Source organism: Aeromonas sp. 603079 (assembly GCF_049172135.1).
Lineage (GTDB): Bacteria > Pseudomonadota > Gammaproteobacteria > Enterobacterales > Aeromonadaceae > Aeromonas > Aeromonas veronii.
The window spans coordinates 110,372-125,391 of sequence record NZ_JAAKPX010000017.1 but is presented as its reverse complement, the minus strand read 5'-3'; the positions used below and the strand labels follow the sequence as shown (position 1 = coordinate 125,391).

Here is a 15,020-nt window from a genome sequence, read left to right as displayed (position 1 = left end):
CCCGATGCGGTACATAGGGGGTTCTGAGTAGAGAAATGCTAGTTGAAAATGTGTAAACCTATTTCAGGACTAGACAGGCGAAGGACTGTATCGACATGTCGCAAAACGACTTGGGGACAAAGAGAGCAAGATTCGGGTCGTTCCAGCGAGGAGTGGTTGCCATAGTGTGGATCAAACCCGAGTGGGGCCGACCCCTTGAGGTTCCAACCCACAGTCAACCATGTGTACCACTTAGCTGGCACACAACACACTCAGCGAGGGAACTGCCATGTCATTACTGTCCAACAAGGTCGCCATTATCACCGGCGCCAGCTCCGGCATCGGTCGCGCCAGCGCCATCCTGTTTGCCCGCGAAGGGGCCAGTGTCGTCGTCGGCGCCCGCCGCCAGCCCGAGCTGGATCTGCTGGTGGAGGAGATCCGCCACGAGGGGGGCCAGGCGGTGAGTCTGGCGGGAGATGTGAAAAGCGAGAGTTACGCCCGCGATCTGGTGGAGCTCGCGCTAACTCGTTTCGGCGGGCTCGATATCGCCTTCAACAACGCCGGTACCACAGGCACGCAGGGCAGCGTAAAGGAGCTTGAATTGGCGCAGTGGCAGGAAATTCTGGATACCAACCTCACCAGCGCCTTTGTGGGAGCCAAGTACCAGATCCCCGCCATGCTGGCGCGTGGCGGCGGCTCGCTTATTTTTACCTCTACCTTTGTCGGCCATACCCTGGGGCTGCCCGGTATGGCGGCCTATGCGGCGAGCAAGGCAGGCCTCATCGGTCTGACCCGGGTGCTGGCTGCCGAATATGGGGCACAAGGTATTCGGGTCAACGCCCTGCTGCCGGGGGGTACTGACACCCCCATGGGGCGGGCCTTTACCGATACGCCGGAGAGTCTCGCCTTTGTGCAGAATATGCATGCCCTCAAACGGCTGGCCCAACCGGAGGAGATCGCCCGCTCGGCCCTCTATCTCGCGTCCGATGCATCCAGCTTTACCACCGGCATTGCCCTGCTGGCCGATGGTGGGGTATCTATTTGTCGCACATGACCTTGTCGCCCCCCACAGCCTGCGACTGAAACCTTATCGTGAGAGCGCCTTATGACTGATTACGCCCGCATCGCCGATGCCATCCGTTTTATCGCAAGTCAGGTGGAGCGCCAGCCCACTCTGGACGAGATAGCGGCGCACGTTCACTTAAGTCCCTTTCACTTCCAGCGGCTGTTCAGCCGCTGGGCCGGAGTGACACCCAAACGCTATCTGCAGGTGCTGACTCTGGAGCGGGCCAAGGCGCTGTTGCAGGAGTCGCGCCCGCTGCTTGAGGTGGCCGATACCCTAGGCCTTAGCAGCGGCTCGCGGCTCTACGATCACTTCGTGCAGCTCGAAGCGGTAACGCCGGGCGAGTACAAGCAGCGCGGGGCCGGGCTGGTTATCGATCACGGGGTGCACGACACCCCCTTCGGTCAGGCATTCGTCGCCCTGACCCCGCGGGGGGTGTGCAACTTCTCGTTTCTCGATGAAAAGGCCCCAGAGGCTCCACTGGCCGACCTCGCCCGCAGCTGGCCTGCGGCAAGGCTGCAAGAAGCGCCATCACGCACCCAGGGGGTCATCCACACCATGTTCGATGGCAGCAAGGCGCCGGATCGCCCCATCTCGCTGCACGTGAGCGGCACCAACTTTCAGATCAGCGTCTGGCGGGCGCTGCTGCAGATCCCGCCCGCCAAGGTTGTGAGCTACGCCCAGGTGGCGAACGCCGTCGGCAACCCCAAAGCCGCCCGCGCCGTGGGGCTGGCGGTGGGCGCCAACCCCGTCGCCTTGATGATCCCCTGCCACCGGGTCATCCAGCAAAACGGCAAACTCGGCGGCTATCACTGGGGCGAGACCCGCAAACAGGCGATACACGCCTGGGAAGCGGCGAGGTATGAGTGAAGGTGGCCTTTTCTGCTCGCCTGATGGGGGAGAAACAGAACTGTTGGTGGTGAGTCAGCAAACAATCAGACAGCGCCAGACAGCGTACGGCGATATAAAGCGGGGAGATCAGAAGAATTCGGGGCGCAGATCGCCCCTTTTGTTGCTTTGGCAAGGCATGGCGCTCAGCCGCCCCCCAGCGAATTGACGAAAAGACGTAGGGTGCAATAAGCGCAGCGCATTGCACCGTTTGCCGAGCGGCTTTTGTGCAAAACAGCAGAAACCAAATTAGCGGTGCAATTTCATTGCACCCTACGGCACTTGTCTTCAAAGTCGTAAATAGAACTCCCGATACAAATAAAACTACCTTTATAATCAGTTAAATATGCTATTTTGTCTTCGATATACTCTTTTGTTAAATACAGGCAAGATAGTATTTCTTCATAGGCAAGACGCTTAGTATCCCAAACTTGCTGCTTTACCCAGTATTTTTCATCAAACTGCCTTTTTATGCTTTCCACCGCTTCCGTATTCTTTTTTAGCTGTTCAATAGCTTTCAAAAAGTCATTGCTATGCGCAAGATTTTTTAACCGTGTTTGTAGATAAATACCGATAGGAACAACAATTAACGTTGTAATCAAAGTCGGCAAATATGGCAAAAATTCTTTCGAATTTACTCCTAGATTTAACTTATTCGCAAAAGCACGTAACTCCAAGCTTCTGACGACCGTAGGAAGTGAATTTAATGGCATTGTTACATGAACAATGACAGCCATTCCAAAATCTTACCTAGATCAATCCACACCGGTGACTTAATTAAGCCAGACTGAAAGGCAGCAAAAAATGCTAATATAGCCGTAAGTCTAAGCATCCAAGAGTTTGCGGACTTGGCAGATTTCGCCCTTGCAGTCTCAATTTGATATTGCTCTAAAGTGGCTATAGCTTTACCTGTGATTATAAACTCGAAGCTACTACCATTATTTTTCAACTCTCCTGATGCTACGAATGATGATAAATACAGATCCATTTTTTTACGCAATTCTGTTTTCTGTGGATGCAAATACCACCTAATTGAATATATGTAACTCATTAGGTCAAGCGACGAAAATGATTTGTGAGGCTCTTATGATTGCCTGGAAACTATACTTTCTAGAATCTTCATTCTCTTTGGTAGTTGTAAGTTTCTCTTGTTGAAAAAATATTGTGGGACAGAATGTTTTGCTAAAATATATATTGACTGTAGCTTATATAACCCAGTCCATTCATGAAGGATATAATCTAGCACGCCGTTATATGTATGTGTCACCAGCCCATGATAATGATCAACTCGTAAACTCAAGCCAGAATAAAGCGAAAAAGGAATTACAGCCTCTGTACAGAATCCCCCACCTTCAAAATGATTGCCATTTAACCCATTTTCTTCAATAGAGTTAACGAGCATGATTGGGACATCGCCATTATAAATACTTATGGAATAGCAGTTAACCTGCTTTCCTAACTCTCCACTTCGAGGAATTTGAATAGGGCATGGCTGATTTAACAACTTGCTCAAAATATATTTAGTGATTTTATTCATGCCACCTCAAAAAAATAATTTTAAATCATTGCATTACTATTACTGGGATCTGAAAGTGTTTGCTTGATTTCTCCCCTACGCAATATATCTGTTCTGATTCATTGGTAACTCCAAAGAGGTCATATCCAGACGGATATCCTAGCGAGCAAGACAGATAAGCAAAAGCAGATGATGATAGTTTCCTGAGCAAGATCAACAAATTAATCAATAAGTACAAATACTGTACCATGCATCAGAGATAACTGGTGGTGGAAATAAGAAAGACGCCCTAAGGCGTCTTTCTTATTTTAAGGACTTTGAGCAAAAAGGTTGGAGGTTATTCCCCTCCCCATCTTGCCCCACAACCCAATCAGATCGGGGTGATGGAGGTGATATGGGCCGAGCCATCCAGAGACTGGAAGATCTGCACCACGGCTTCGCCATGGATCGGCTGGGCGAGCGGCACAGTGCTCTTGCACTTGAAGCGGTAGTTGGTGCCTGCCACCACCTGGGTGGAGACTTCAAAGGGTACGTACTGCACCCCGACAAATCCTTTCAGCGCCTGATCAAATACCGCCTGATCCTCGGCGGTCAGCTTGTGATATGCGGTCCATCCACCCACCAACACTGCTTGTTCTGACATATCAAACTCTCCGTGCTCTATGATCCCGACTCGTTTGGCCGTTCGGGCTGCGCCCCGTTGATTCAAGTGGTTTCCGGTCTCCACCGGGGTGTCATCACTGCCGGTTGGCGCGATGACGATGGGCCCGTTTGCGCAGCTATCTGCAACTGGATCAGCCCTCCCCCCAGCCACAAGCCGCTGTTGACAGCGGGCTCAATTGGCATGAGAGAGCCTAGTGCGGGATGGCAAAAATGCCCCTGTCACATATGACAGGGGCAAGGTGGCGAAAAAGCTGCTCGAAAAAAGAAGATGTGTTGCGCAAACGATTGAGAAAAGAAAAGACGCCTCAAGGGCGTCTTTTTGCATTTTTATGCTCGAAGGGCAGAACGGCGCGAGCCGCTTATTCCCATTCGATGGTTGCGGGCGGCTTGCCGGAAACGTCGTACACCACGCGGGAGATACCGTTGATCTCATTGATGATGCGGTTTGATACGTGACCGAGGAAGTCGTACGGCAGGTGAGCCCAGTGGGCGGTCATAAAGTCGATGGTCTCGACGGCGCGAAGCGCAATGACCCAGTCATATTTGCGACCATCGCCCATGACGCCAACGGAGCGCACCGGCAGGAAGACGGCGAACGCCTGGCTGACCTGGTTGTAGAGGTCAGCTTTGCGCAGCTCTTCGATAAAGACTGCATCGGCGCGGCGCAGAATATCGCAGTACTCTTTCTTCACTTCGCCAAGGACGCGCACGCCCAGACCCGGGCCCGGGAACGGGTGACGGTAGAGCATGTCGTAGGGCAGACCCAGCTCCAGACCAACGCGGCGCACTTCGTCTTTGAACAGTTCGCGCAGCGGCTCGACCAGACCCATCTTCATCTCTTCCGGCAGGCCGCCGACGTTGTGGTGAGACTTGATGACGTGGGCTTTGCCGGTCTTGCTGGCAGCGGATTCGATAACGTCCGGATAGATGGTGCCTTGCGCCAGCCACTTGGCGTTTTTCAGCTTTTTCGCTTCATCATCAAACACTTCGACGAAGACGCGGCCGATGATCTTGCGCTTGGCTTCCGGCTCGTCCACACCGGCCAGGGCAGAGAGGAAGCGCTCTTCGGCTTCAACCTTGATGATGTTCAGACCAAAGTGGTCACCAAACATCTCCATCACCTGCTCGCCTTCGTTCAGACGCAGCAGACCGTTGTCCACAAAGACGCAGGTGAGACGATCACCGATGGCGCGGTGCACCAGCATGGCAACCACGGAGGAGTCGACACCACCGGAGAGACCGAGGATCACTTCATCGTCGCCCACCTGCTCGCGGATGCGGGCAACGGCGTCGTCGATGATGGTGGCCGGGGTCCACAGGCATTCGCAGCCGCAGATGTCTTTGACGAAGTGCTCCAGCATGCGGGCACCCTGACGGGTGTGGGTCACTTCCGGGTGGAACTGCACGCCGTAGAAGCGCTTGGCCTCACACGCCATGGCCGCGTGCGGGCAGGTCGGGGTCTGGGCGATGGTGGTGAAGTCGGCCGGAATGGTGGTGACCTTGTCACCGTGGCTCATCCAGACATCCAGCAGGGCATTGCCGTTGTCGGCGATGGCATCTTCGATATTGCGCAAGAGGGCGCTGCTCTTGCCAGCTTCGCCCAGCACTTCCACCTTGGCGTAACCGAATTCACGCTCGGTAGAGGATTGCACCTTGCCACCCAGCTGCTCGGCCATGGTCTGCATGCCGTAGCAGATGCCGAACACTGGGACACCGGCGTTGAACACATACTCGGGGGCACGGGGGCTGCCCGCTTCGGTGACGGACTCGGGGCCGCCGGAGAGGATGATGCCGCTCGGATTGAATTCGCGGATCTGCTCTTCGGTTACGTCCCAGGCCCACAGTTCGCAATAAACGCCGATTTCGCGCACACGGCGGGCGATCAGCTGGGTGTACTGGGAACCGAAGTCGAGGATAAGGATACGGTGCTGGTGAATGTCTTTAGTCATTTTATTCCTGCATCAGGCTGATGTTGTCACAAAGGGCACGGGATAAAAAAAGGGTGGAAAAACGGGGCGCAGGGCCCCGTTTTATCAGCCCATCCGATAGTTGGGGGCTTCTTTGGTAATGGTCACATCGTGGACGTGGGACTCTTTCATCCCGGCGCCGGAGATGCGCACGAACTCAGCCTTGGTGCGCATGTCGTCGATGGTGGCGCTGCCGGTCAGGCCCATGGAGGAGCGCAGGCCGCCCATCTGCTGATGGATGATCTCTTTGAGGCGGCCCTTGTACGGCACGCGACCTTCGATGCCTTCCGGCACCAGCTTGTCGGCGGCGTTGTCGGTCTGGAAGTAGCGGTCGCTGGAGCCTTTGGACATGGCGCCCAGAGAACCCATACCACGGTAGGATTTGAAGGAGCGACCCTGATAGAGCTCGATCTCGCCCGGTGCTTCTTCAGTACCGGCGAACATGGAGCCGACCATGACGCAGCTGGCGCCCGCGGCGATGGCCTTGGCGATGTCGCCGGAGAAGCGGATACCGCCATCGGCAATCACCGGAATGCCGGTGCCTTCCAGCGCGTCAACAGCGTCGGAGATGGCGGTGATCTGGGGCACGCCCACGCCGGTCACGATACGGGTAGTACAGATGGAGCCCGGGCCGATACCGACCTTGACCGCATTGACACCGGCAGCAGCCAGCGCCTTGGCGCCTGCGGCGGTCGCCACGTTGCCACCGATGATCTGCAGATCCGGATAGGCGTCGCGAGTGGCCTTGATGCGATCCAGCACGCCCTGGGAGTGGCCGTGGGAGGAGTCGATCAGCAGCACGTCAACACCGGCTTCCACCAGCGCAGCGACGCGCTCTTCGTTACCGGCACCGGCACCAACCGCAGCACCGACCCGCAGACGACCCTTGTCATCTTTACAGGCGTGGGGCTTGCGCTCGGCTTTCTGGAAATCTTTAACGGTGATCATGCCCTTGAGTTTGAAGTCGGCGTTCACCACCAGCACTTTTTCGATACGGTGCTTTTGCATCAGGGCAACCACCTCTTCGCGAGGGGCCCCTTCACGCACGGTGACCAGACGATCTTTCTGGGTCATGATCTGTTCAACGGTCTGGGAGAGGTCAATCACGAAGCGCACGTCGCGGCCGGTGATGATACCGACCAGCTGATTGCCGTCAGTCACCACGGGGTAACCGGCGAAGCCGTTCTTGTGGCTCAGCTCCTTGATTTGGGCGATGGTCATGTCAGGGCGCACGGTAACGGGGTCAGTGACCACGCCGCTCTCGTACTTCTTGACCTTGCGCACTTCGGCAGCCTGCTGCTCGATGGACATGTTCTTGTGGATAAAGCCGATACCGCCTTCCTGGGCCAGTGCAATAGCCAGACGGGCTTCGGTCACTGTGTCCATGGCAGCGGAGATCATCGGGATGTTCAAGCTGATGGCGGAGGTCAGCTTGGTACGCAGATCGGCAGTATTGGGAAGAACTTCGGAGTGGGCGGGAACCAACAGTACATCGTCGAAGGTTAACGCTTCTTTGGCAATCCTGAGCATGGCAATATCTCACCGTTGAGGAAGTGGGGGTGTAAAATATTGCCGACGAAGTTTACTCACGCATTGGTCACTGGTAAAGAAGTTTTTTGAATTTTTTATGGCATAGCCCTCTTTTAGGCGGCCAACGGCGCAAAAAACTAATAAATTCAGCTGTAATCATGCCTTTTTTCACGACAAGATGATCTTTTTTGTCGTTGAGCCCCTTTCTCCCTCCAACCTCCCGGAACAGCATTTTCAATGATCCAATTATGTGCAGCCGGGTGTTCAGTTTCCCTGATAGCGACCTGGCTTGTGCCAATTCATCAGCATGGCGTTCATCGCCAGCGCACTCAGGGTGGACCAGAGCAGCAAGGGCAGTGGCAAGGTGAGCAGGGAGAGTGCAAACACCAGCACATCAAGCACCATCTGGCTCTTTCCCGCGTTGATGCCAACGCGCCGTTGCAGCCAGAGCGTTACCACCCCGGTGCCACCTACGGAGGCATTGTGGCGCGCCAGAGACAACACCCCCATGCCGAGAAAGGTCCCCCCTACCAAGGCGGCAAACAGTGGGTGGACATAGCTCACCGTCAGCAGCAGCGGTACCGCCTGGGTGGCCGCCGAGAGGGTAACGTTGACGATCAGCGTCTTGATGGTAAAGGCGCGCCCCATGGTGAAGTAACAAAACACCATGAAGGGCATGTTGACCATGAAGAACAGAACCCCGATGGGCAAACTGCTGACATGGGCGAGCAGCAGGGCGATGCCCGCGATGCCACCGGTGATCATGCCGGAACACTTGAGCAGGTTGAGACCGACCGCGATAAACATGACCCCGAGCACCATGCCATAAACATCGTCCTTGAGGGTGTGGGCCAGGGCTTTGGTCGCCGGCACGGGCGACATGGTCATTTCACTCTCCATATGACTCCTCTCCATGTTTGCTGTGACATCAGGGCACCAGTCACTGGGCCGAAGGGGTCGGCATACTCGGGCGCCCTGGCCATTTCCCCTGCCGGTCCCCCTGCCGGTCCCCCTGCCGACATCACAAGACTCAGCAAAAAAAGCGCCAATCAACACAAGCATCCAGGATAAGCTGAAAAATCAAATTTAAATTCCGACATTCTGCCTATGACAGGAGCAACACACCCATTCATGGGACAAACATCAGGCTGCATCAGCATGTTTGACCAGCCACACTGAAGGCAGCTCACCATCTCCCCTTTTAAAGCCCGTTATTAAGTGGATCATGTTGATATGGTGCCACATGGCAGCATGAATCATGCTCGTCACAGGAGGGGCATAGGGTGGATACGGCATATTTCTCCAAGGTGGGTTCCTGCTGCCAATGTCGATGATGCGCACCACTTTGGGGCGAAAGCACCATAACAGAGCAAGCCACCCTCGGATGCCGCTTGCTCCCAAGCGATGTCGACGCTACTGCTTATTGCCTTCCCCGTCTGGTCCATCTCCCTCGATCCCTTGATATGCGGCATAAAAAAGTCGGCCCCAAGGCCGACTCGCTGCACACTGTGACAGGCTTTCCTTATTTGAGATATTTACCGTCAACGCCCACCTTGCCCGGGCCGTTCAGTACCCAGACCCGTGCCGAATAGGCGGGCACCGCAAAGCTCAGACTGCCGTTGCTGACGTTCTGACTCGCGCCGGTCACCGCATCCGTATAGGTGCCGTTCTTCAGGCCACTCAGGTTTATTTGCTGGGCCGAACTGGCCGCGAGGCCCACGGCAGCGTAGCTGCCTTGAGCGCTCAGGTCACGCACGAAGCTGATGCCGCTGCCCCACTCGTTCACCTGGCTCATGGGCGCCTTCTGCAGGGCTGGCACCGCCTTGCGGATCTGGTTCAGGCGCTTGATGTGCTGGTAGAGCGGGTGGCTCGGAGTGGCCGGGTTGTCCAGCACCTCCCCGTAGTAGGCACGACCAGTCTGATCCACCGTCATGGTGGCCCCGTCGATATCCTGAGGCTTGCCCGCCTGGAACATCACCTCCTCCCCGTAGTAGAGGGTCGGGATGCCCCGTGCCGTCCAGAGCAGGTTGTAGGTCATGGCCGCATTGCCCTCTTCCCCGCCGTAGCGGTACTTGAAGTCGTTGTCCGGCCCCACGTCATGGTTCTGGAAGAAGGTGATGAGCTTGGTGGCATCCCCATAGACCCAGTCCATGGCAAAGATCCCGCCCACCCCGCCAAAGCTCCCCCGGGTGACGTTGTCACGGAAGGTGGAGAAGAGGGAGAAGTCCAGCACAGAGAGGCCGGAATCGCCCCCTGCCCGGGGATCCGCCGGGTTCGGCGTGGTGCGGGTATACCACCAGGGACGGATCACCGCCGAGGCATTGTCGTTGGCCAGCTCAGAGCCCCAGCCGGTGCCCTTGACCAGGTTCTCGCCAAAGACGAACAACCCCGGCTTGTGGGCCTGCCAGTCGTGGACATAGGTCAGCAGCTCGTCCCGCTCGATGTGCTTCAAGGTATCGATGCGAATGGCGTCAACCCCCATGTCGAGGTACTGGCGGATGGCGCCGTTGAGGTAGTCCTTGACGTTCTGGTTGCCGGTGGCGAGATCGATGCAATCCCCCGCCATGTGTTTGCGCTGCAGGGCGAGCGGGCTCTCCCAGTCACCGCCTGACATGAAACCGTCCAGGTGATACCAGGCGGGATCCAGGGTCTGGGCGTCGATGCCGAAGAAGCGGTTGGGGTTGTAGCCAGCACTCGGCACGGTGGCGCCTGTCTTGGGGTCCACCAGAGGCTGGGTGCCCGCCGGATCGGACTGGCAGCGGGCCTTGTACCAGTCGGGAGCCACCGGGTTGTCGTCGTCACAGCGGTTGGCGCTAGCGTAGTCCCCGAGGTTGCCCTGATAGGGGCCGTTGTTGATGAGCCCCTGGCTCGACCCCGCCGGTACGTAGTATTTGACGGGCAGGCGATCGATCCAGGTCTTGCCGCGCAGGCCGTACTGGCTCGAGTGGTTGAGCACCACATCCTGGATCACCTTGAGCCCCTTGGCGTGGGCCGCCTGGATGAACTCCCGGTAACCCGCCCCCGACGACTCCAGACGGGGATCGACCCGGTAGAAGTCGTAGGCGTGGTAGCCGTGGTAGTCGAGGCCGGAGCGGTTCTCCACCGGTGGCGTCACCCAGATGGCGGTGAAGCCGAGATCCTTGATGTAGTCGATCTTGGCGATCAAGCCCTTGAAGTCGCCGCGCCAATGGGGATCCCCCGCTTTGTAGCGATCCCGGTTATGGTAGTTGTTGCTGGGATCGCCATCATAGAAGCGGGCGGTCAGCAGGAAGTAGATGCTCTCGGCACGAAAATCGCCGCTCGCCACACCCTGCTCGCCGATACGGTACTCGAAGCGCTGCTCGCGCTGATTGCCGCTGGCGTCAATGGCAAGGGTGCGGATCACCAGATCGGTGCCGCTCCCCTTGTCGCTCGCCACCAAGGGCTGGCCTGCATAGCGGGCCGACGCAGTGGTGGGCTGGCTGCCGTCCGTGGTGAAATGCACGGCGGGGGCGCTGTCCTGATCGTCGCTCACCCCCAGGGTGATGGACTGGCTGTCCAGATAACTCCCCGGGGCCGGGGTGGCCGTCACCGTGGGGGCCTGCAGATCGGCCCCGGCCAGCGTCTCCACCTCGATGGCCTTGCGCAGGCTGTCAAAGCAGATGCGATAGCGGGTGTTGGCGCTAACCAGGTAATCCTGGGCCGGATACGCCTCGGTCCAGTCCCCCTTGTGGTCAATCTTGAAGCGGGGGTTGTTACTGCCAAAGGCCTGCTCGGTGCAGAAGGTGGTACCATCCTCGATGGTCATGGGGGTGAGCCCCCAGTTGTTGGTCGTGCCCCGGAAGTACCAGCTGTCGCTGCTCTGTCCTGCCCCAACCACCACGCTCACGCTGCTGCTGCCCTTGGCGCCCTGATCGTCGGTGACCGTGAGGCCATAGGTGAAGGTGCCGGTCTGGGTGGTGCTGACGACGATGCTCTCCGTGGTCTCGCCGCTGCTCCACAGATAGCTCGTGATCTGGCCGTCGGGATCCGTAGAGTCGCTGCCGCTCAAGGTCAGTGACGCCCCCTGGGTCACATTCACCGTGCTCCCCGGGGTGATGACCGCGAGCGGCGGCTGGTTGTCATCCCCAAGGGGGGTGATGCTGTAGACCAGGGTCTGGTCGTTGACCTGGATGCGCACCGTACCCACGGCGTTCCAGAAGATGTCGCCGCCACTTTTCTCCAGCACGCCGTCGCCGTTGCTGTCGCCAAAGTTGACGGCCCAGTCGCCAGCCTGATCAAACTTGAGGCGCTGGCTCGCCTTGCCATCCATGTAGGCTTCCACCTGCCACAGGTGATCCCCTACCAGAGTCATGGGGAGGCTTGCCCAGCCGTTGAAGGTGCCGCGTACGTTGAGTTGCGGCAAGGTGCTGGCAAACCCCGAGGCCTCGCAACTGGCCACCGCCGTCGCGCTCACCGCCTGAGTGCTGGCGTTGATGCGGATCTGGTACGCCGTGTTGGCATTGACCCCGTAGTCGGCCGCCGGGTAGCTCTGCTGCCAGTTGCCGTACCTGTCTATCTTGAAGCGCGGTCCGCCGCTGGCATCCCCGCTCACGAAGCGCTGGCAGGTATCAAAATTGACGCCGTCCGTCGACGTCATGGCGGTCGCCGCCCATCCATTCGCGGTGCCCCGGAAGAACCACTCCGCCGCCGACGTCGGCGCCGTGATCAGGGTTCCCAACAATCCGGCCGCGAGTATCCATCTAGCCATTGATAGTCCTTTATTTTCATTGTTTTGTGTGTGATGCCGGTGTGCCCCGGCATTCCCCCATCCGCTACAGTCCCGCCTTCGGATGAGCCCGATCAGTCTAGAGTTCCCCATAACCAATTCATGGCGAATACGCGCAAAATGTGACCACCATCGACTTCGCTATTGGCTGTATGTGATTGATAGCGCTTTCATTTCCATGCAACACCGATTTGCAGGGAGGAGTGACCAACCTGATCCATTGACTCGGCGGACGAGGTGAAGTGGGGTAAGATGGCGACATTGTTTCTCTCCTCCGCCTTCGCTGGCGAGGAACCGTGCGCAGGAACCGCCTTGAACTATCGCAACGAATCCGGCCAAAACAGGCAACAGCAGGTCTTTACTGTCACCCGCCTCAACAGCGCCGTGCGCATGATCCTGGAGCAGGATCTGGGGCTGGTGTGGCTGACCGGCGAGCTCTCCAATCTGGCGATGCCAAGCTCCGGCCACTGGTATTTCTCGCTCAAGGACATGTCGGCGCAGGTGCGCTGCGCCATGTTCAAGGGCAACAACCGGCGGGTGGCGTTTCGCCCGCAGGATGGCATGCAGGTGCTGGTGCAGGCGCGGGTCTCCCTCTATGAGCCGCGCGGCGACTACCAGCTGATCATCGAATCAATGCAGCCGGCAGGCGACGGCGTGCTGGCGCTGCGCTTTGAAGAGCTCAAGCGCCGCCTCGGCGCCGAGGGGTTGTTTGACGAGAGTCGCAAGCGGCCGCTGCCCCGCGAACCGCGGGCGGTGGGCCTTATCACCTCCACCACCGGCGCGGCTTTGCACGATATGCTCACCGTGCTCAAGCGGCGTGCGCCGGATCTGCCGGTCTTTATCTACCCGACTCAGGTACAAGGCAGCGCTGCCATCAGCCAGATCGTCGCGGCGATCGCCAAAGCGAACCGGCGCGCCGAGGTGGATGTACTGATCGTTGGCCGTGGTGGCGGGTCGCTTGAAGATCTCTGGTGCTTTAACGAAGAGGCGGTGGCGCGTGCCATTGCCCACTCCGCCATACCTGTGGTGAGCGCGGTGGGCCACGAGGTGGATGTCACCATCAGCGACTTTGCCGCCGACTTGCGTGCCCCTACCCCGTCGGCTGCCGCCGAGCTGGTTGCGCCGGATCAGAGCGCCCGTGCCCAGCGTCTGGTTCACCTCAAGCAGCGGCTGCTGCAGGCGATGAGCCGCCAGCAGACCGCCGCCCGCCACGATTTCATCCTGCTGCAAAAGCGGCTCGACCATCAGGATCCGAAGCGGCGGCTGGAGCAGCAATCCCAGCGCCTCGACGAGCTCTCCACCCGTTTGCAGCAACTGCTGCGCCAGCGGTTGCATCAGGGGGAGCGGCGCCTTACCAACCTTGAGCTGCGCCTGCAGAGCAAGAGCCCGGAACGTTTGCTGGCCGTGGGCAAGCGCCGCCACCAGCTGGCCGAGGAGCGGCTCTATGCGCTGATTGCCAAACGCCAGGATCTGGCGAGCCACCGCCTCGCCATGCTCACCGCCCGCCTCGACGGGGTGAGCCCACTCGCGACGCTGGGGCGCGGTTACTCCATCACCCGTACTGCGCGTGGTGAAGTCATCAGCCGCGCCGATCAGGTCAACAGTGGCGATCAGCTCATCACCACCCTGGCACAAGGGAGCCTGCAGGTACGGGTCGAGGGAGTTATCAAAGACTCTGCGCAGTAGAACGGCTACATCAAACCACCAGCCAATCTGCCATTCAGCCCGGCAATCTGCCAAAAACAAAGGCCACCACCGCAAACACGGTGGTGGCCTTTTTAATCTCGGGTGCTTGCGCCTGCTCACCCCTTGGCGCGGCGAGCGACCAGGGTGAACTTGTAGTCATCGCTCTTGAAGAAGTTGCGACTGAACTCGAACACGGTGCCATCTTGCAAAAAACCGCGGGAGACCTTCTCGATAATGGGCTTGGCAGGGTCAATACCAAGCGCCTCCACCACCTGCGCCGAGGGGAGCACCGGAATGATCTCCTGCTCGCTGCGGTCAATCACCAACTGCTTCACCTCTTCGATGTAGTGGTACTTGGAGCCCTGCATCACCGCATAGCTGAGGTCGGGGAAGAGGGCGAGCGGCATCCAGGTCTCCTCCAGCGTCACTGCAATCTGGCGAATAAAGCGCACCCGCTTGACGTAGTAGACCAGCGCCCCCTCCAGCAGATTGAGCCGCTCGGCCAGCTCGCTGCTTGCCTTGATCACCTCGAAGGCGAGAATGTCGCTGTGGGTCTCGGCCGCCGGATCGGTCACCTTCTCATAGAGGCTGGTGAGCTGATAGATGTCGTAGTTCACCTTCTCCTGCCGCACATAGCTGCCGCTGCCCTGAATGCTCTCGATGACGTTGAGTTCGGTCAGCTGCTTGAGGGCCTGACGCACCGTCACCCGGCTCACCCCGAACTGCTCGCGCAGCTCGGCTTCGGTGGGCAGGGCATCGCCGGGGGCCAGCTCCCCTTGCGCAATCCACTGCTGGATGGTGTCGGCTATCTGGCGATACATGGGTTTTTTCGACACGAAAGGCCACCTCGTCGGCTCTGCGCCATGATAAATGGAAGAGGCGCCATTCTACCCCAGTTGCCCGGCAGACAAAACGGCTTGGCCCCATTTGACCTAACAAATCGCCTTGACCAAACAATACAAAAACAATACAAATAGCGAA

Annotated in this window: 11 protein-coding genes; 3 read left to right on the top strand and 8 right to left on the bottom strand. The window is 58.2% G+C overall.

The genetic code is table 11. The features are described from left to right. Positions 1–268: 268 nt before the first annotated feature. A complete protein-coding gene (locus G5287_RS14185; RefSeq protein WP_421231482.1) occupies positions 269–1,033 on the top strand; it encodes an SDR family oxidoreductase in 765 nt (254 codons plus the stop codon). A 51-nt stretch (positions 1,034–1,084) separates the two neighbouring features. Beyond that, positions 1,085–1,912: a bifunctional transcriptional activator/DNA repair enzyme AdaA gene (locus G5287_RS14180; RefSeq protein WP_421231481.1), complete on the top strand. Its 828-nt coding sequence runs from the start codon at positions 1,085–1,087 to the stop codon at positions 1,910–1,912. 281 nt (positions 1,913–2,193) lie between these two features. On the opposite strand, the gene G5287_RS14175 is transcribed toward G5287_RS14180, so the two are convergent. The 7 genes from G5287_RS14175 to G5287_RS14145 all read right to left on the bottom strand — a co-directional run bounded on the left by G5287_RS14175 (position 2,194) and on the right by G5287_RS14145 (position 12,335). After that, positions 2,194–2,667: a hypothetical protein gene (locus G5287_RS14175; RefSeq protein WP_421231480.1), complete on the bottom strand. Its 474-nt coding sequence runs from the start codon at positions 2,665–2,667 to the stop codon at positions 2,194–2,196. Between the two features lie 347 nt (positions 2,668–3,014). Continuing rightward, positions 3,015–3,467 (bottom strand): hypothetical protein, encoded by a 453-nt coding sequence (locus tag G5287_RS14170; protein WP_421231479.1) that lies wholly within the window; start codon positions 3,465–3,467, stop codon positions 3,015–3,017. A gap of 349 nt (positions 3,468–3,816) precedes the next feature. Next, positions 3,817–4,089, bottom strand: a complete 273-nt coding sequence (locus G5287_RS14165) for a hypothetical protein (protein WP_040099652.1) — start codon at positions 4,087–4,089, stop codon at positions 3,817–3,819. Positions 4,090–4,468: 379 nt separating this feature from the next. After that, positions 4,469–6,058 (bottom strand): glutamine-hydrolyzing GMP synthase, encoded by a 1,590-nt coding sequence (gene guaA / locus G5287_RS14160; protein ID WP_019445882.1) that lies wholly within the window; start codon positions 6,056–6,058, stop codon positions 4,469–4,471. A gap of 84 nt (positions 6,059–6,142) precedes the next feature. Further along, positions 6,143–7,606 carry an IMP dehydrogenase gene (guaB, locus tag G5287_RS14155; protein WP_005360033.1) on the bottom strand — a complete coding sequence of 488 codons (1,464 nt, stop codon included), beginning with the start codon at positions 7,604–7,606 and terminating at the stop codon, positions 6,143–6,145. Between the two features lie 264 nt (positions 7,607–7,870). Beyond that, complete coding sequence (locus G5287_RS14150; protein ID WP_100654792.1) at positions 7,871–8,494, bottom strand: YitT family protein; 624 nt, start codon at positions 8,492–8,494, stop codon at positions 7,871–7,873. A 634-nt stretch (positions 8,495–9,128) separates the two neighbouring features. After that, positions 9,129–12,335, bottom strand: coding sequence for an alpha-amylase family glycosyl hydrolase (locus tag G5287_RS14145; protein WP_421231478.1), 3,207 nt, complete (start codon positions 12,333–12,335; stop codon positions 9,129–9,131). A gap of 330 nt (positions 12,336–12,665) precedes the next feature. Between G5287_RS14145 and xseA the strand changes: the two genes are divergently transcribed. Then, positions 12,666–14,039, top strand: a complete 1,374-nt coding sequence (gene xseA / locus G5287_RS14140) for an exodeoxyribonuclease VII large subunit (protein ID WP_421231483.1) — start codon at positions 12,666–12,668, stop codon at positions 14,037–14,039. A gap of 116 nt (positions 14,040–14,155) precedes the next feature. Here the strand turns inward: xseA and G5287_RS14135 are convergent, their stop codons facing one another. After that, a complete protein-coding gene (locus G5287_RS14135; protein ID WP_005337027.1) occupies positions 14,156–14,875 on the bottom strand; it encodes a GntR family transcriptional regulator in 720 nt (239 codons plus the stop codon). Positions 14,876–15,020: the final 145 nt, after the last annotated feature.

Coding starts and splice junctions, on each gene's coding strand:
- guaA (WP_019445882.1), bottom strand. CDS start 6,058: ATGACTAAAGACATTCACCAGCACCGTATCCTTATCCTCGACTTCGGT.
- G5287_RS14175 (WP_421231480.1), bottom strand. CDS start 2,667: ATGGCTGTCATTGTTCATGTAACAATGCCATTAAATTCACTTCCTACG.
- G5287_RS14180 (WP_421231481.1), top strand. CDS start 1,085: ATGACTGATTACGCCCGCATCGCCGATGCCATCCGTTTTATCGCAAGT.
- G5287_RS14165 (WP_040099652.1), bottom strand. CDS start 4,089: ATGTCAGAACAAGCAGTGTTGGTGGGTGGATGGACCGCATATCACAAG.
- guaB (WP_005360033.1), bottom strand. CDS start 7,606: ATGCTCAGGATTGCCAAAGAAGCGTTAACCTTCGACGATGTACTGTTG.
- G5287_RS14145 (WP_421231478.1), bottom strand. CDS start 12,335: ATGGCTAGATGGATACTCGCGGCCGGATTGTTGGGAACCCTGATCACG.
- G5287_RS14185 (WP_421231482.1), top strand. CDS start 269: ATGTCATTACTGTCCAACAAGGTCGCCATTATCACCGGCGCCAGCTCC.
- G5287_RS14150 (WP_100654792.1), bottom strand. CDS start 8,494: ATGACCATGTCGCCCGTGCCGGCGACCAAAGCCCTGGCCCACACCCTC.
- G5287_RS14170 (WP_421231479.1), bottom strand. CDS start 3,467: ATGAATAAAATCACTAAATATATTTTGAGCAAGTTGTTAAATCAGCCA.